General features: G+C 72.2%; 15 protein-coding genes. 4 read left to right on the forward strand and 11 right to left on the reverse strand.

All coding sequences use genetic code 11. From position 1 onward, the window contains the following. Window positions 1-20: 20 nt before the first annotated feature. The 4 genes from ABT171_RS24510 to ABT171_RS24525 all read right to left on the reverse strand — a co-directional run bounded on the left by ABT171_RS24510 (window position 21) and on the right by ABT171_RS24525 (window position 3,208). Window positions 21-533 (reverse strand): DUF5304 domain-containing protein, encoded by a 513-nt coding sequence (locus ABT171_RS24510; RefSeq protein ID WP_351247180.1) that lies wholly within the window; start codon window positions 531-533, stop codon window positions 21-23. A 57-nt stretch (window positions 534-590) separates the two neighbouring features. After that, window positions 591-1,769, reverse strand: coding sequence for an ArsA family ATPase (locus tag ABT171_RS24515; protein ID WP_351247182.1), 1,179 nt, complete (start codon window positions 1,767-1,769; stop codon window positions 591-593). 43 nt (window positions 1,770-1,812) lie between these two features. Next, window positions 1,813-2,256: an SRPBCC family protein gene (locus tag ABT171_RS24520; RefSeq protein ID WP_351247184.1), complete on the reverse strand. Its 444-nt coding sequence runs from the start codon at window positions 2,254-2,256 to the stop codon at window positions 1,813-1,815. A 154-nt stretch (window positions 2,257-2,410) separates the two neighbouring features. After that, on the reverse strand, window positions 2,411-3,208 hold the full coding sequence (locus tag ABT171_RS24525) for a metallophosphoesterase family protein (protein ID WP_351247186.1): 798 nt from the start codon (window positions 3,206-3,208) through the stop codon (window positions 2,411-2,413). Between the two features lie 296 nt (window positions 3,209-3,504). On the opposite strand from ABT171_RS24525, the gene ABT171_RS24530 reads away from it, so the two are divergent. Then, complete coding sequence (locus ABT171_RS24530; protein WP_351247188.1) at window positions 3,505-5,301, forward strand: AMP-dependent synthetase/ligase; 1,797 nt, start codon at window positions 3,505-3,507, stop codon at window positions 5,299-5,301. Between the two features lie 13 nt (window positions 5,302-5,314). Here the strand turns inward: ABT171_RS24530 and ABT171_RS24535 are convergent, their stop codons facing one another. Both ABT171_RS24535 and ABT171_RS24540 read right to left on the reverse strand, forming a co-directional pair. Continuing rightward, entirely contained in the window at window positions 5,315-6,937 is a 1,623-nt protein-coding gene (locus ABT171_RS24535) for a GMC oxidoreductase (RefSeq protein ID WP_503076343.1), read from the reverse strand. A gap of 147 nt (window positions 6,938-7,084) precedes the next feature. Next, entirely contained in the window at window positions 7,085-8,227 is a 1,143-nt protein-coding gene (locus ABT171_RS24540) for a glycosyltransferase family 4 protein (protein WP_351247192.1), read from the reverse strand. 120 nt (window positions 8,228-8,347) lie between these two features. Between ABT171_RS24540 and ABT171_RS24545 the strand changes: the two genes are divergently transcribed. After that, the gene (locus ABT171_RS24545) at window positions 8,348-9,583 is read left to right on the forward strand and encodes a glycosyltransferase 87 family protein (RefSeq protein WP_351247194.1); all 1,236 of its coding nucleotides are present in this window, start codon (window positions 8,348-8,350) and stop codon (window positions 9,581-9,583) included. Between the two features lie 170 nt (window positions 9,584-9,753). On the opposite strand, the gene ABT171_RS24550 is transcribed toward ABT171_RS24545, so the two are convergent. The 5 genes from ABT171_RS24550 to ABT171_RS24570 form a co-directional block, all read right to left on the reverse strand. Then, a complete protein-coding gene (locus tag ABT171_RS24550) occupies window positions 9,754-10,938 on the reverse strand; it encodes a hypothetical protein (protein ID WP_351247196.1) in 1,185 nt (394 codons plus the stop codon). 28 nt (window positions 10,939-10,966) lie between these two features. After that, window positions 10,967-11,992, reverse strand: coding sequence for a C40 family peptidase (locus tag ABT171_RS24555; protein ID WP_351247198.1), 1,026 nt, complete (start codon window positions 11,990-11,992; stop codon window positions 10,967-10,969). Between the two features lie 238 nt (window positions 11,993-12,230). Beyond that, window positions 12,231-13,259: a C40 family peptidase gene (locus ABT171_RS24560; RefSeq protein WP_351247200.1), complete on the reverse strand. Its 1,029-nt coding sequence runs from the start codon at window positions 13,257-13,259 to the stop codon at window positions 12,231-12,233. 220 nt (window positions 13,260-13,479) lie between these two features. Then, window positions 13,480-14,823 carry an NYN domain-containing protein gene (locus ABT171_RS24565; protein ID WP_351247202.1) on the reverse strand — a complete coding sequence of 448 codons (1,344 nt, stop codon included), beginning with the start codon at window positions 14,821-14,823 and terminating at the stop codon, window positions 13,480-13,482. Between the two features lie 45 nt (window positions 14,824-14,868). Further along, entirely contained in the window at window positions 14,869-15,108 is a 240-nt protein-coding gene (locus ABT171_RS24570; protein ID WP_014672226.1) for a hypothetical protein, read from the reverse strand. Between the two features lie 153 nt (window positions 15,109-15,261). Here ABT171_RS24570 and ABT171_RS24575 point away from each other — a divergent pair, with 153 nt between their 5' ends. Then, window positions 15,262-16,005 carry a rhomboid family intramembrane serine protease gene (locus tag ABT171_RS24575; RefSeq protein WP_351247204.1) on the forward strand — a complete coding sequence of 248 codons (744 nt, stop codon included), beginning with the start codon at window positions 15,262-15,264 and terminating at the stop codon, window positions 16,003-16,005. Continuing rightward, window positions 16,002-16,283, forward strand: coding sequence for an Lrp/AsnC family transcriptional regulator (locus ABT171_RS24580; RefSeq protein ID WP_208901317.1), 282 nt, complete (start codon window positions 16,002-16,004; stop codon window positions 16,281-16,283). The genes ABT171_RS24575 and ABT171_RS24580 overlap by 4 nt, the downstream gene beginning before the upstream one ends. The last annotated feature ends 148 nt before the right edge of the window (window positions 16,284-16,431 follow it).

Genomic DNA, 16,431 nt, shown 5'->3' on the forward strand with positions numbered 1-16,431 from the left:
GGCCCTGCCGTGGGAGGGCTTCAGTCCAGGTCGATGCGCTCCCCCGGGCCGGTGCCCTCGCCCCGGTCGCGCCGGCCGTCCGGCTCCTCGCGGGTGAGGTCGTCGGCCGTGCGGGCGGTCCAGCGGCGCTCCTGGGCCTGGACGGCGGAGCGGTAGGCGGCGAGCAGTTCGCCACCGGCCGCGGCCAGGTGGTCGAAGACGTCCGGGTTGCGCTCTATGACGGGCTCGACGGCGGCCTTGGCCTGCTGGACGGCCTGGCGCACCATCTGCTGGGCCGCCGGTCCGGCGAGGCTGCCGAGGAGCGGTGACGAGAGGCCGGACAGCTTGTCGGCCACCGTGTCCACGAGTTTCTTCAGTTCCTCCGCGGCCGAGCCCGGCTGCGGGCCGTACTCCGTGCGGCGGCGGGCCTTCTCGGCGGCGAGGTCCTCTTCGCAGGCCGTGGCCCAGGCGTCGGCGTCGGTCGCCCGGCCCTGTTTCCCGTGTTCCTGTTCCTGTTCCTCGGACCAGTCGGCTGCGGGACGCTCTTCGCTCATGGCGGACTCCTGACTACGGTTCGCCTTTACGACGTTACCCGAACGGGCGTGCCCGGTTCACCGTCCGCCCGCGGGCCACAGGTCCGGGTCCGGGGCGAAGCGGATGCGCAGTTCGCCCTCGCGCAGGGCGGCGCCGGCGACGGTGCAGCGGCGCAGGGCGGAGGGCAGCGGGACGATCCGCCGGAACGGTCCGACGGAGATCACGAGTTCGTCGCCGCGCCGGACCAGATCCACCTCTTCCCGTATCGCGCCGGGCAGCGGGATGTGCCAGACCAGCACGCCGTCCTCGGCGATCCGGTCGGCGACGGGCCACTCGGCCGGGGCGGGCGACGGGTTGACGGCGGGCACGGCGAGGGCGGTGAGGTCGTCGGTGCCGCGCGGGTCGCGGCCGAGGTGGGGGACGGGGTGGACGTCGTACGGCTCCTCCTCCTGCCAGTCGGCGAGCGTCTTGCGCTGCTGGGCGAGGAGGGAGGAGAACCAGCTGTCGCCGGTGACCTCGGGGAGGACGCGGTTGGCGATCAGGGCCTCGGTGCGCAGGGCGCGCAGGGCGAGGCCCAGGCGGGCGGCGCGTACGGCGTCGGCGCCGGCCGGGCCGGGTTCGGCGACCAGGCGTACGGCGGTGTTCCGGTCGGTGAGGACGGCCTCGACGGCGGCCAGTTCGACGTCCCAGCGGGCCGCGGTCTCGTAGAGCCAGTCGGCGGGCATGGGCACACCGGCCAGCCGGCCCAGGACCGGGCGCAGGGCGCGGGCCGCCTGCCGCTCGGGCGGGAGCAGGCGGCGCAGGTAGCGGCGCAGTTCCTCGGCGAGTGCGAGCAGGGCGAGGGCCTGCGGGAGGGGCGGGAGGTCGACGACGAGGAGGTCGTAGCGCTCGGAGAGGGCGGCGTCCCTGAGGGCGCGCAGGAAGGACAGCTCCTCGGCGCCGGGCAGCGGGGTGACCTCCTCGGCGTCCAGCCGGGCGGCGCCGAGCAGGTCGAGGACGTTCGCGGCGCGGGTCTGGAAGGCGGTGAGGTCCTGGCGGAAACGTTCGGCGGCGTCCGGGCGCCAGGTGGTGAGGTGCCCGGCGGCCTCGGCGGGGACCGGTCCTGTCACGGAGCCCAGTGCCGCGCCCAGGGTGTCGGTGCGGTCGGCGCTGAGGAGGAGGGTGCGGGTGCCCTCGCGGGCGGCGGCGAGCGCGGTGGCGGCGGCGACCGTGGTACGACCGCTGCCGCCCGGGCCCGTGATCAGGATGGTGCGCATGAGGCTGAACGGTACCGTCGTGCGCGAGGCCGAAACGGGGTGACTACTTCTCCCCCGACTCCACCCTCTTCTTCAGACCCGCCAGGGCGCGGTCGATGATGACCTTCTCCGCCTTGCGCTTGATCATGCCCAGCATGGGAATCTTGACGTCGACCGTCAGGAGGTAGGTGACCTCGGTGGCGCCGGGGCCGCTCGGCCTGAGGACGTACGAGCCGTCCAGGGAGCGCAGCATCTGGGACTTGACCAGGGTCCAGGAGACCTCGTTGTCGCCGGTCCAGGTGTAGGCCAGCGTCTGGTCGTCCTTGATGGCCCCCGCGTCCATGACGAGGCGTACCTGCTCGGCGCGGCCCCGCTCGTCCGTCTTGAGGACCTCCGCCTCCTTCACCTCGCCCGTCCATTCCGGGTAGCGTGCGAAGTCGGCGATCACCCCCATGACGTCGGCCGGTGCCGCCTCGATAGTGATGCACGAGCTGGTGTGTTCCGCCATCGCCGTGGCTCCTCCAGATGCGGGCCGGTACAGAGGTCGTTCGTGCGCACGTGTGTGCAGCGTGAAGGCTACCGCGCCGCCGACCTGCCGCCTTCACCCCAGGTCCCGCCGATCGCCCGCCTTGGCCTGCGGACGCCCCCCGGTGGCTCGTCGATCACCATTCGAGCGCCCAGGGGCGGCCCGTCCCGGCGAAGTGGCCCACGTTCACGCACTCCGTCGCGCCGATCCGCATCCGGCGCACGAGCGGCTGATGGACGTGCCCGAAGAGCGAGTAGCGGGGTCGTGTGCGGCGGATCGCGGCCAGCAGGGCGCGGCTGCCGCGTTCGAAGCGGCGGGCGACGGTGTCGTAGACCAGCTCGGGCACCTCCGGTGGGATGTGGGTGCACAGCACGTCGACCTCGCCGACCGCCTCGATCTTCGCGGCGTACTCCTCGTCGCTGATCTCGTACGGCGTCCGCATGGGCGTCCGCAGGCCGCCGCCGACGAAGCCGAACGTCCGGCCGCCGATCTCGACCCGCTGGCCGTCGAGGACGGTGGTTCCGGGCCGGGCGTACTCCCGCCACAGTGGCGGCATGTCGACGTTGCCGTAGGTGGCGTACGTCGGGGTGGGGAAGGCCGCGAACATCTCGGCGTACTGCTTGCGCACCGCCCGCTCGATGGCCGTGGCGCGGTCGGTGCCGATGCCGGCCCACAGCCGGGTGCCGAACTCGCGGGCCTCCTCGAAGCGGCGGGCGGTGCGCAGCTCGACGATCCGGTCGGCGTTCTCCTTGCCGAACAGGTCGGGGAAGATGCCGCGCGAGTGGTCGGCGTAGTCGAGGAAGAGCACGAGGTCGCCCAGGCAGATCAGGGCGTCGGCACCCTCGCCGGCCCGGGCCAGGTCACGGGCGTTGCCGTGCACGTCACTGACCACGTGCACGCGCGTCCTTCGGTTGCCGGAGGGTGTGGGGACCATGGTGATCAAGCGTAGGCCTGTGGGATGTGCGTGAACAGTGTCGGTCCCGCCTGCGGTTACTCGCCGGTCGGTTCGGCCGTGGACTACTGTGCGCGAAGGAACGCCAACATGTGTGACGCAGCGAACATCTCGCCGGAACCCCCTGTCGGGAACGCCATACCGACGGGTAACGTCCGGGCAGTCCAGTCGTGCTCTGGATTTCAACAGCTGAGTTCCCGAGCACTTGCCCGAGCCTTGGACCGCACCGTCGCATCACACAGTGTCGTGGCGTCGGCGCCCTATGAGGAGCAGCAGTCTTGCGCGAGTTCAGCCTTCCGGCTTTGTACGAGGTCCCTGCGGACGGCAATCTGACCGACATCGTCCGCAGAAACGCCGCGCAGCATCCGGACGTCGCCGTCATCGCCCGCAAGACCGGCGGCGCCTGGCAGGACGTGACGGCCCGGGAGTTCCTGACCGAGGTGCACACCGCCGCCAAGGGCCTCATCGCCGCCGGGGTGCAGCCGGGCGACCGGGTGGGCCTGATGTCCCGCACCCGCTACGAGTGGACTCTCCTCGACTTCGCGATCTGGAGCGCGGGCGCGATCACCGTGCCGGTGTACGAGACCAGCTCGCCGGAGCAGGTGCAGTGGATCCTGTCCGACTCGGGTGCGACCGCGTGCATCGTGGAGCTGGACAACCACGCGGCGGCCGTGGAGTCGGTGCGCGAGTCGCTGCCCGCGCTCAAGCACGTCTGGCAGATCGAGGCCGGCGGTGTGGAGGAGCTGGGCCGGCTCGGGCAGGACGTGTCGGACGAGACGGTCGAGGAGCGCGGCTCGCTCGCCCGGGCCGACGACCCGGCGACCATCGTCTACACGAGCGGTACCACCGGCCGCCCCAAGGGCTGTGTGCTCACCCACCGCAGCTTCTTCGCCGAGTGCGGCAACATCGTGGAGCGGCTGCGCCCCCTGTTCCGTACCGGCGAGTGTTCCGTCCTTCTCTTCCTCCCGCTCGCGCATGTCTTCGGGCGGCTCGTGCAGATCGCGCCGATGATGGCGCCGATCAAGCTGGGCTGCGTCCCGGACATCAAGAACCTCACGGACGAGCTGGCCGCGTACCGGCCGACGCTGATCCTGGGTGTCCCGCGGGTCTTCGAGAAGGTGTACAACTCGGCGCGCGCCAAGGCTCAGGCGGACGGCAAGGGCGCGATCTTCGACAAGGCGGCGGACACCGCGATCGCCTACAGCAAGGCGCTGGACAGCCCGTCGGGCCCGGCGTTCGGCCTGAAGGTCAAGCACAAGGTCTTCGACAAGCTGGTCTACAGCAAGCTGCGCGCGGTCCTCGGCGGCCAGGGCGAGTACGCCATCTCCGGCGGTGCCCCGCTGGGCGAGCGGCTCGGCCACTTCTTCCGGGGCATCGGCTTCACCGTGCTGGAGGGCTACGGCCTGACCGAGTCCTGCGCGGCGACCGCGTTCAACCCGTGGGACCGGCAGAAGATCGGCACGGTCGGCCAGCCGCTGCCGGGCTCGGTGGTGCGGATAGCGGACGACGGCGAGGTGCTGCTGCACGGCGAGCACCTGTTCAAGGAGTACTGGAACAACCCGGGCGCGACCGCGGAGGCGCTGGCCGACGGCTGGTTCCACACCGGTGACATCGGCACCCTGGACGAGGACGGCTACCTCAGGATCACCGGCCGCAAGAAGGAGATCATCGTCACGGCGGGCGGCAAGAACGTGGCCCCGGCCGTGATCGAGGACCGGATCCGGGCGCACGCGCTGGTCGCGGAGTGCATGGTGGTGGGCGACGGGCGGCCGTTCGTGGCCGCGCTGGTCACCATCGACGAGGAGTTCCTGGGCCGTTGGGCCGCCGAGCACGGCAAGCCGGCGGGCTCCACCGCGGCGTCGCTGCGGGACGACCCGGATCTGCAGGCGGCGATCCAGGCGGCGGTCGACGACGGCAACGCCGCGGTGTCGAAGGCGGAATCGGTGCGGAAGTTCCGCATTCTGTCCTCCCAGTTCACGGAGGAGTCGGGCCACCTCACCCCGTCGCTGAAGCTCAAGCGGAACGTGGTGGCGAAGGACTACGCGGACGAGATCGAGGCCCTCTACCAGAAGTAGTCCGGCGGTTGCCTCATGGCGCGGTGTCCTCGGCGAGGACCCGCGCCATCGTGCGTTCGGCGAGCGCGGTGATGGTGACGAAGGGGTTCACGCCGATGTTGCCGGGCACGAGCGAGCCGTCGGTGACGTACAGGCGCGGATACCCCTTCACCCGGCCGTAGTCGTCGGTCGCCTTGCCGAGGACGCAGCCGCCGAGGGGGTGGTACGTGAAGTCGTCCGCGAAGACCTTGCTCGCCGAGCCGAACAGGTCGTACCGGTAGATGGTCGCGTTGGCCAGGTTGATCCGGTCGAACAGCTTCCTGGCCATGCTCACCGACACCGCGCTCTGGGCCGGGGTCCAGCCGAGCCTGACCGCGCCGGAGGCGGAGTCGTAGGTGAAGGACGCCCGTTCCGGGTTCTTGGTGATCGCCAGGTAGAGGCTGATCCAGTGCTCGAACCCCATGGGCAGCGGGGCGATCTCGGCGAAGACCGGGTTGTCGGTGTTGGCCCAGTCGTCGATGCCCATCACCGGCATGGTGGCCTCGTCGGCGCCGACGGTGTCCCAGACGTGGTTGGCCCGGCCGACCATGGTGTTGCCGTTGGTGCCCCAGCCCGCGCCCACGGCGGAGTTCAGGTCGGGCAGGGTGCCGGTGTCCCGGGCCCGGACGAGGAGTTCGGTGGTGCCGAGGCTGCCGCCGCCGAGGAAGAGATACGTGCAGGTGTACTGCCTGGTGCCGACGACCGCGCCGGTGGTGTCGATCCGGTCGGCGGTCAGCACGTACGACCCGTCGCCCGCCCGGCTGACCGACGTCACCCTCTCCAGGGTGTGCAGGGTGACGTTGCCGGTGCCGAGGGCGGCGGCCAGGTAGGTCTTGTCGAGACTGCGCTTGCCGTGGTTGTTGCCGTAGATGACCTCGCCGGCGAGGGCGGACCTCGTGGCCGTACCGGCGGCCTCCTGCTGCATGTAGCCGAAGTCGTAGACGTTCGGCACGAAGGTGGTCTTCAGGCCCGCGTTGCCGGCGGCCTTCCGGGAGGTGCGGGTGAACCGGTACCACTCGGTGGACTCGAACCACGCCGGGTCGATGGTGTTGACACCGAGCATGGCGCGGGCGCGCGGGTAGTAGGTGCCGTACATCTCGTCGGCGTCCACGGTCGGGAACTGCTCGGCGAAGTACGACTTCACGGGCGTGACCGCCATCCCGCCGTTGACGAGGGAGCCGCCGCCGACGCCGCGGCCGACGTAGACGGACATGTGGTCGTAGTGCACGCGGTCCAGGGCGCCGGGGTAGGGGCTGATGTCCTTGTTGACCACGTCCAGCCAGAGGAAGGTGGCGAGCGGGGCCTCGGTGCGGGTGCGGAACCACATGGAGCGCTGGTCGGGGGCGGAGGTGGAGCAGAAGATCCTGCCGTCGGGGGCGGGGGTGTTCCAGAGGCGGCCCATTTCCAGGACGAGGGTGCGGATGCCGGCCTGGCCGAGGCGGAGGGCGGCCACGGCGCCGCCGTAGCCGGAGCCCACGACGATCGCCGGGGCGCTTTCGACTGCGTCGGGCTCGGCGGCTCGGGCCGACTGGAGTCCTATGCGGGTGAAGCCGAGGGTGGCCGCGGTCTGGAGCGCGGCCATACCGAGTATCTGACGCCTTGTCAGCTGACGTCTCATCAGGTTCGCTGTCATGTGCCGCAGCATCGGCGGATTATGGGGTTCCGCCAAGAGTCGCCGTATGAAGGGGTGGGGACTCGTCGTCGGCGACTGCGGGTGTTTCGTGGTTGCTCGCGCAGTTCCCCGCGCCCCTTACGGGGCGCTGCACTACAGCAGTGTTTTCAACGTCTCCGCGAGCAGGTCCCAGCGCCACCTCTCCTCGACCCACTGGCGGCCTCGCTCGCCCATCCTCCGGCGCAGCTCGGGGTCGGCCAGCAGGGCCACAATCCGGTCGGCCGCCTCCTCGGGGGAGCCGCCCTTGACCACCCAGCCCGTCTCCCCGTCGAGTACGGCGTCCGGAGCGCCGCCCGAGTCGCCCGCCACCACCGGCAGGCCCGTCGCCGAGGCCTCCAGGTAGACGATGCCCAGGCCCTCCACGTCCAGGCCGCCCCGGCGGGTTCGGCAGGGCATGGCGAAGACGTCGCCGGCACCGTAGTGGGCGGGGAGTTCGGACCAGGGGACGGAACCGGTGAAGCGGACGGAGCCGGACAGGCCGTACTCGGCGGCCATGCGGCGCAGGTCCCGCTCGTACGGCCCGCCGCCGACGATCAGCAGGACGGTGTCCGGCTCGGCGGCGAGGATGCGGGGCATGGCCTGGATGAGGGTGTCCTGGCCCTTGCGCGGGACCAGGCGGGAGACGCAGACCACGACCGGGCGGTCGGTGAGGCCCAGGCGGGCGCGGATCTCGTCGCCGCCGGAGTCGGGGTGGAAGGTCTTCTCGTCGACGCCGGGCGGCAGCTGGACCATGCGGCTCGCGGCCTGCGGGGTGAGCGCGGCGGCGATGCGGGAGCGGGTGTACTCGCCGAGATGGGTGAGCGTGTCCGTGGAGTCGCCGATCCGGCGCAGCAGCTGCCGGGCGGCGGGCAGCTGGGCCCAGCCGGCCTCGTGGCCGTGGGTGGTGGCCACCAGCCGCTCGGCGCCGGCCCTGCGCAGGGCCGGGGCCATGAGGCCGAGCGGGGCCGCCGCGCCGAACCACACCGAGGTGCAGCCGTGCTCGCGCAGCAGCCGCACGGCCCGGCCGGTCGCCTGCGGGGTCGGCAGCAGCATGGTCGTACGGTCGCGTACGACGGTGAAGGGCTGCTCGGCGTCGAAGGCGGCCGTCGCCGCCGCACCCTCCCGGCCCCGCTTCCAGGTGGAGGCGTAGACGACCAGCCGGCCGGGGTCCAGGCGGAGGGCCATGTTGTGCAGGAAGGCCTGGATGCCGCCCGGCCGGGGCGGGAAGTCGTTGGTGACGATGAGGGTCTTGCGCATCGCTGCCGACCCTACCCAATGAGCCGGGCGCGGCCGAGTCTGTGGCAGGCGCGGAGCCGGGCAGGACATCATGGTCCGCGACGCGTCAATCGAAGCGGCGATCGAACGGCAGGGGAGCACGTGGAGAAGAACGGCACCGCGCGGTCCCTGGCATGGCTGCTCGCGACCTGGGGCGCCACCCGTGCGACGCTGCTGCTGTTCGTCTTCCAGGTGTTCGCCTTCCCGGGTCCGGACGTCACCGGGGACGTGTCGGTGATCTACCGGGGCTGGTACGAGGTACTGCGTCAAGGAACGTTTCCGCTGGACGACGTGACCTGGCAGTACCCGCCGGCCGCCGCCCTGCCGGTCCTCTCCCCCGCCGTCCTGCCCTTCCTGTCCTACGCGCACGCCTTCTTCCTGCTGGCGTTCCTCGCCGACGTGGTGGTGCTCGCGCTGCTGCTGGGTCCGGGCCGGCGCCCCCGCCGGTCGCTGCGCGGCGCCTGGGTGTGGGTGGCGGGCGCGCCGCTGCTCGGCCCGACGGTGTACGCACGCTACGACGTGATGGTGACCGCGGTGGCCGTGGCGGCGCTGGCCGCCGGGGTCCGGCGGCCGCGGGTGATGGGCGCGCTGGCCGCGTTCGGGGCGCTGCTGAAGGTGTGGCCGGTGCTGCTGCTGGCCGGGGCCGTGCGGCGGCGGGCATGGGCGTCGGCGGCGGTGACGGGAACCGGGCTGGCGGCGCTGTTCTCGGTGTCCATGCCGGGTGCCTTCGCCTTCCTGGCCTTCCAGCGGGAGCGGGGTACCGAGGTGGAGTCGCTGGGCGGCCTGGTCTTCCATGTGGCCCGGCACTTCGGCTGGCCGGGCGAGGTGCTGCTGAACTACGGCTCGGTCGAGTTCCTCGGCCCGCATGTGGACCAGGTGAGCGCGGCGGCGCTGGCGCTGTCCGGGGCCGCGTTCGGCTGGCTGCTGCTGTGGCGGCTGCGCGCGGAGCTGACGGTGCCGCACACGCTCGCGGACGCGGCGTTCACCGCCGTCCTGCTGTTCACGGTCACCAGCCGGGTGATCAGCCCGCAGTACCTGGTGTGGCTGATCGGCCTGGCCGCGGTCTGTGTGTCGTACCGGGCGAGCCGGATGGGGACGCCCGCGCTGATGGTGGTGGCCGCGTCCTTCGTGACGGTCCTGGAGTTCCCGATCGGCTTCTCGCACGTGGTGATGAGCGACCGGTACGGCGTCCTGCTGATGGTGGTGCGCAACGGCCTGCTGGTCGCGGCCTCGCTCTCGGCGGCCCGCCGGCTGTGGCGCTCCACGGTCCCCCCGGCCCCCGCCGCGCCCCTGCCGCCCCGGCCGGTCCGGCCCCGGCGGACCCCGGTCAGCCCCTGACCCGGCCGGCGCGGGCCACCGGGCCGAGGTCCCGCCGCGGCCGTGCCGCCACGGCCGGGCACCGCGCGGTGGGCGCCGGCGCCGGACGGACACCGGGCTGCCCGGGGCCGCCCAGGGCGCAGGCAGCGTGATCCGCGGCGGTGCCGGTGCTCCCCCCGGCCCGCGAAGGCTCAGCCGAGCTGCGACCCGAGGTACTCCCGCCACCGCTCGGTGAACGCAGCCGCGGTGGTGCCGAGCACCGTCCTCAGTGCGTCCTCGACCGCGCCCGCCCGCTTGTGGTGGGCGCCCACGGCGCGGTAGAAGGCGCCGAGCCGGGACGCGCCCCAGTGGGCGGCGATCATCCGGCAGGCCAGCCAGCCGCTCTCGTAGGCCTGCGCCAGTTCGGCCGGGTCGCTGGTGAAGCCGAAGTCCTTGTCGGAGGGGAGTGCCCTCGGGGCGTGGCCGTTCTGGACGGCGCGGGTCAGTTCCGGGGCGGCCTCGGTGGGGGTGCGGCCGGTGCCGAGGTAGCCGATCCAGTCCGCGTAGCCCTCGGAGAGCCACAGCGGGGTGGCGGCGGTGGTCTGCGCGCGGGTGGCCACATGGGTGGTCTCGTGGGTGAGCACCACCTGCTTGCCGACGTCACCGAGGACGGCGTACGCCTCGGGATTGACGACCACCCGGTCCGCGGGCGCCCGGCCGGCCCCGCCCGCCTCACCGGTGGTGACGGCCGCGATGCCCCGGTAGTTGGCGGCGGGCGAGCCGAGCAGTCCCCCCATGTCCTTCAGGGACCGCGGGACGAGGACGACTACATGGCGGCTCCAGTCGGTGCCCCAGGCCCGGGAGACCGCCGGGACCGCACGGTCGGCGAGGGTCGCGTACCCCCTCAGCCCGGCGGCCGCCGGGCCGGTGCCCAGCACCAGGCTGTGCGCGCCCCGCACGGCGGTCACCGGCCCCTGGTCCCACAGTTGCTGCCCGGCGCCCTTGGCGGGACCGTCGGAGGTGACGTACCACTTGCCGTCGGCGGTGCGGCCGAGGGTGAGCGTGCGGCGGACGTCCACCGGGGCCCTGTCGTACCCGGCGACGCGGTAGTTCAGGTCGGCGTCGGCGGTGGCGCCGGAGGAGGTGCGGCGCACAGCGGTGACCTGGTAGTTCCAGGAGGCCAGCGGGAGGGCCCGCAGCCGGGTGTACTCGCTCCGGACGCCCGTCGCGTCGTAGGCCGTCTCGTCGTGGCCGAGGAGGGCGGCGGAGCGCCGGTCGAGCAGGTGCTGCACCTCGGTACGGGCCGCGTCGGTCCCCGTACCACCGCACCCGGCCAGGGGCAGCAGCAGCCCGAGGCCCACCGCCCCGATGCTCCACCCCCGTCTGCGACCAGCCATTTCCCGATCGTAACGGCGAGCGGCGCGGTCAGGGCCGGGTCACCGACGAGATGGGCATCATCCCGACCGGGTCGTAGCGCACCGCCGCTCCCGGATAGGGCGCGTGGATGACCTGGCCGTTGCCGACGTACATCCCGACGTGGCTGGCGTCGGAGCGGTAGACCACCAGGTCCCCGGGGCGGGCCTCGGACAGCGGTACCTGCCGGCCGGCGAAGCGCTGCTCCTGCGAGGTGCGCGGCAGCTGGACCCCGGCCTGCGCGTACGACCACTGCATCAGGCCGGAACAGTCGAAGCCGGCGGGGCCGTTGGCGCCCCACACATAGGGGCGGCCGACGGCGGAGCGGGCGGCGGCCACCGCGGCGGCGGCGCGGGCGTCGGGGAAGACGACACCGGTCAGGTCGGGCAGGGGCAGGTCGAGGCGGTCGGGGCCGTCGGAGCGCGAGACCCGGTCGTAGGAGGCGCGGGTCTCGGCGGGCATCGAGTTGAGCAGCTGCCGGGCCTTGGTGAGCTTGGTCTCCACGGTCCGCTTGTGCGCGGCCACCGTCCTGCGGCTCTTCTCCAGCGCGCCGAGCTTCCCGGCCGCCTCGGCGCGCTCCTGGGTGAGGTCCCGCAGCGCGGTGCGCAGCTCCCGCAGCCGGACGGCCTGCTGGGCGCCGAGGCGGTCCAGGGTGGACGCCTGGTCGAGATAGCCGTCGGGGTCGTCGGAGAAGAGCAGCGCGACGGCCGGGTCGATGGCACCCGCGCGGTACTGGGCGCCCGCCAGCGAACCGAGCTGCTCGCGCAGGCCGTTGATGTGCTGCTGCAGCCGCGCGACGTGGTCCTGGGCCTCGCGCACCTCGCGGCGCAGCGCGCCCTCCTGCTCCTGCGCCTTGTCGTAGGCCTGGGTCGCCTGCTCGGCCTCCTGGTAGAGCCGGTCCACCTCGGCACGGGTGTCGCCGCGCGGCGCGGCGTGCGCCGGTACGGCGCCGAGTGCGGCGGCCGCGGCCGACAGCACGCACAGGGCGGCGGCACCCCGGTCGAATCCGGACGAGGCAAGGCGGCGATGAGACCCCACGGCAGTCCTTCTGCTGGCGGACGGATACCGCTCCCCCGGCGCCTGGGGACGGGGAGGCCCCGGCGCCGGGGAAACGCGGCAGACAGTAGCCGCAGGGAAGGGCGCCGAGCCAAGCCGGCGACGGCGCAAAACGGCACCGCCCCGCCCCTGACGCAGGTCATGGGCGGGGCGTGGGGTCAGCCTCGGTCCGGGGGATTCGCCCGTTCGGACGTCACCGGGTAAGGGTGCCGGAGTTGCCTCAGTTCACCCGGACGCCGAACTGGAACGGCATGTCGGCCATCGCCTCGTAGCGGACCACGGCACCGGTGTGCGGGGCGTGCAGCACCTGGCCGTTGCCGGCGTAGAGGCCGACGTGGTGCAGGTCGCCGTAGAAGAAGACCAGGTCGCCGACCTGGAGCTGGCTCATGGACAGGTGGGGGCCGATGTTCGCCTGGGCCTCGGAGGTGCGCGGGATGGAGACGCCGGCCTGGGCGTAGGCCCAGGAGGTCAGGCCCGAGCAGTCGAAGGAGGACGGGCCGGTGGCACCGTAGACGTAGGGCTTGCCGATCTGGCTCTGGGCGGCGGAGAAGGCCGCCCCGGCACGGCCGGAGGCCGGCGGGGTGTCGCCGAGGTGCACCCGCTCGCTGGAGGAGCGGTCGGCGCGCTGCTGCTGGGCGGCCAGGTCCGCCTTCTCCTTGGCCGTCAGGGTGTTGAGGAGCTTCTGCGCGTCGGCGAGCTTGCCCTGGACTTCCTTCTTCTTGTTCTCCAGCTCGGTGCGCGTGGAGGAGAGGTCCTTGAGCTTCTCGGTGGCCTCGGCGCGCTCCTGGGCGAGTTCGCGCTGTTTGTCCTGGATCTTCTTCAGCGCGTCGACCTGCTGGGCGCTCAGCTGGTCGAGGGTGGAGGCCTTGTCGAGGAAGTCGTCCGGGTTGGAGGACAGGAAGAGCTGGACCGAGGGGTCGATGCCGCCCGTGCGGTACTGCGAGGTGGCCAGCGAGCCCAGGCCGTCGCGGAGCTTGTTGAGGTCCTGCTGGCCCCGGGCGACGTTGTCCTGGATCGTGGATATTTCCTTCTGCAGCTTCTGCTGCTTCTCCTTCGCCCCGTTGTACTTCTCGGTGGCCTGCTCGGCCTCTTCGTACAGCTTGTCGACCTTGGCCTTGACCTGGTCCTTGCTGAGCTTCGGCGCGGCGTTGGCGGCGTTCGCGCTCAGCACGACGGCTGCTGCGGCTGCGGTGGTCAGCACGGTCACGCGGGCGCGACTCTGCTGTTTGGGTCGACGGTGGGACGCCACGGAGGACGAACTCCTTCTTGTGAGTGAGTGAATGATCACCCGTTCGGAGGTTCGAGCCCAGACCCTAGTGACCCAGTTGTGATCAGTTCAAATCCTCTCACCAGAAAATCCCATCACGCAATGCATTCTTTGCACAGAACTCACATGCAGTGATGCGCGATTGACACTACGTTGCGTGACGATACGGCCAATTCGGGCATTGAGTATGCCCGTTGGACCTTCAGGACAGTCGCTTGAGAAGCACCGCAGAGGCGACCGGTCGGGCACCGGCCCTGGCGACCCCGTCGGCCACCTCCCGGTCGGTGGAGGCGACGATGACCGGACGGCCCGGCGGCTCCGCGCGCACCAGCTGGCGGATCAGCTCGTCGGCCGTGATCCCCGGCTTGGAGAACAGCACCCTGACCCCGCGCGGCGGCGCGAGCAGCACCGGGGCGGCCAGTTCGGCGCCGTCGAAGACACACGTCACCTCGGCGCCGGTCTGGGCGGCGAGTGCCGACAGCTGGCCGAGCAGTCTGAGCCGCTGCTTCTCCAGCGGCATCTGCGGATAGCCGGTCTTGGTGACGTTGTAGCCGTCGACCACCAGGTGCGCCTGCGGCAGCGCGAGCAACTGGTCGAGGATGGCCGGGTCGTGCTCGGACAGGGCGCGCGCCGCGATGTCCTTCGGGGTCATGCGTCCCGGTTCGACCGCGTCGACCGTCTCGGCGGGCCGCACGGACACCGGAGGCAGGGCGAGTTCACGGCGCAGCCCCTGGGTGGCGTCCAGCAGGGTGTCCAGCAGCAGCCGTACCCGCATGTCCTCCACGCTGCGGCCCTCGCGGGCCGCCCGGCGGGTGGCCTCCAGCGCTGCCTCCGCCTCACCCAGGCGGGCCTTGAGCCGACGGGACTCGCTCTCGGCGGCCGACACCTGCCGGTGCGCCTCCGCGCGTACGACGTCGATCTCACCCCGGGCCTTGCGCAGGGCGGCCTCGCCGCGCTTCACGTCGCTGAGGGCGGCACGGAGCTTGCGGTGCAGCGATTCGGCTTCCCTCTTCGCCGACTCCAGCTCCGTGCGCAGCCGTTCGGTCTCGGCGCGGGTGTGGTCGCGGGCCTGGGCCAGCTCGGCGCGCAGCCGCTCCAGCTCGGCCCGGCTCTCCTCGTCCGCCCGCTCGGCGTCCGCGCGCTGGACCTCCTCGCCGGCCGCGGTGACCAGCTTCACCCAGCCCGCCGGGCGCAGCACATAGGCCGCGGCCGCCACGTCGAGCGGGTCCGCGGCCGGGAGCGGCGAGCCGGAGTCGAGGGCGCCGGCGAGTTCCGGCTGCGCCTCTCTGAACTTCTCCCCGATCCGCTGCCGGAACAGCGGATCGGTCTCCAGCGCCGCCGCCATCGCGTTCCCGGCGAACTTCGCCCGGCGATTGGGGGCGAACCGGGCGTACTGCCGCAGCTGGGCGGGCAGTTCCCCCACGGTCAGCCCGCCGAAGCCGTCCGAGACGATCTGTACGACCCGGCGGCGCACGCCGTCGGGCAGCGGACGGTCAAGCACCTCGGCGGTGCCGTCGCCCGGCCCCCCGCCTGTGGTCTCCACCATCCGTCACACCCCACTAGGTCTGTTACTTCCCCGGGGCCGCTCCGCTCAGGAGCCGGCACCCGGCCTGTCCACGAGTTCCACCTGGTCCACCGCGTTGCACCAGCGGCAGCGCACCGACTCGATGGTCTCACTGACCACCTCACGCTCCTCCACCGTCGGCTCGCCCGCCAGATCGAGGTGGACGTACTCGACGACCTTCGAGGAGCGGGTGACGTCGAAGCGGGTGAGGTTGCCGCACAGGGTGCAGCGCCATCGGGTCGTCGCGGTCGGCAGGGGAACCGTCATCGTGGCTGTCCGCTTCCTTCTCGTCTCGCTGCCGCGCCGCCGGCCGACGCGTGTGGCCGTAACCCTACGGCCTGCCGGGGACTCGCCGCCCGTCCGTTCGCGGCGGCGAGGCGGTCTGTCGGCTTGCATCCCGTTACGTCATGCTCTGTGTTCATGATCAGCGAGTGGAGCACGGCGGCCGGCAGGGCCCTCAGAGCGGTCCGGAACGCGCCGGCACCCATGACATACGTCCTCATCGGGCTGTGCTGTCTGCTCTTCGCCCTGGGCCCGGCCTCGGGGCTCGCCCCGGGGTACGGCTCCGGGGACGCGCTGCTCTCCGCGCAGCGGGCGTACTTCCGGCGCTGGGGCGTGGTGCCGGCCGAGCTGTTCGCCGGCCCGGCACGCGCGGCCCTGACTCCCGCCACGGCCCTGTTCCTGCACGGCAGCTGGGTGCACCTGCTCGGCAACATGCTCTTCCTCTTCGTCTTCGGCGTGATGACCGAGGAACGGATGGGCCGGGTCGAGTTCACCCTCTTCTACGTCGGCTGCGGCTACCTGGCCCTGCTCGGCTACGCGGCCGCCAACGCCGCCTCCGAGCAGTCGCTGGTCGGCGCGTCCGGGGCGATCTCGGCGGTCCTCGGAGCGTTCCTCTACCTGTTCCCACGCGCCCGCGTGACCAGTCTCCTCCCCTTCCTGTTCTTCCTGCCGCTGCGCTTCCCGGCCTGGGTCGTGCTGCCGTTCTGGGCGGCGCTGCAGTGGGCGGCGGCACGGCAGGCCTCCGACGGCCCCGGGGTGGCCTACCTGGCCCACCTGGTCGGCTTCGGTCTGGGCTTCGGCTACGCATGGGTGCGCTACGGCCGTACGGCTAGAGTGAGATCCGCCCCAGCTCCGGCACCCGAGGGAGAGAACCAGCCGTGATCACCGCGATCGTCCTCATCAAGACCAGCGTGGACCGGATCCCCGAGATCGCGGAACAGATCGCTTCGCTGGAGTCGGTGAGCGAGGTCTTCTCCGTCACCGGTACGTATGACCTGATCGCGATGGTCCGGGTGCGGCAGCACGAGGATCTGGCCGATGTCATCCCCGGGCGGATCAGCAAGATTCCCGGTGTCGAGGCCACGGACACGCACGTCGCGTTCCGCACCTACTCCCAGCACGACCTGGAGGCCGCGTTCTCGATCGGCCTGGACAACTGATCGTCTGAAGACCGCCCGGGCGTGCGCGGGGCGCGGGGGGCGCCCCCCGCCCCCCGCCAGGGTGCGCCGGGGGGGAGCCGTACACCCCCCGCACGGCGCGGGCGGCCTCCGAGGGGGACGGACACGTCGCGCCCAGGGGGCCCAGTTA

Origin of the sequence: Streptomyces sp. NPDC001851, assembly GCF_040297165.1 — a bacterium.
Lineage (GTDB): Bacteria > Actinomycetota > Actinomycetes > Streptomycetales > Streptomycetaceae > Streptomyces.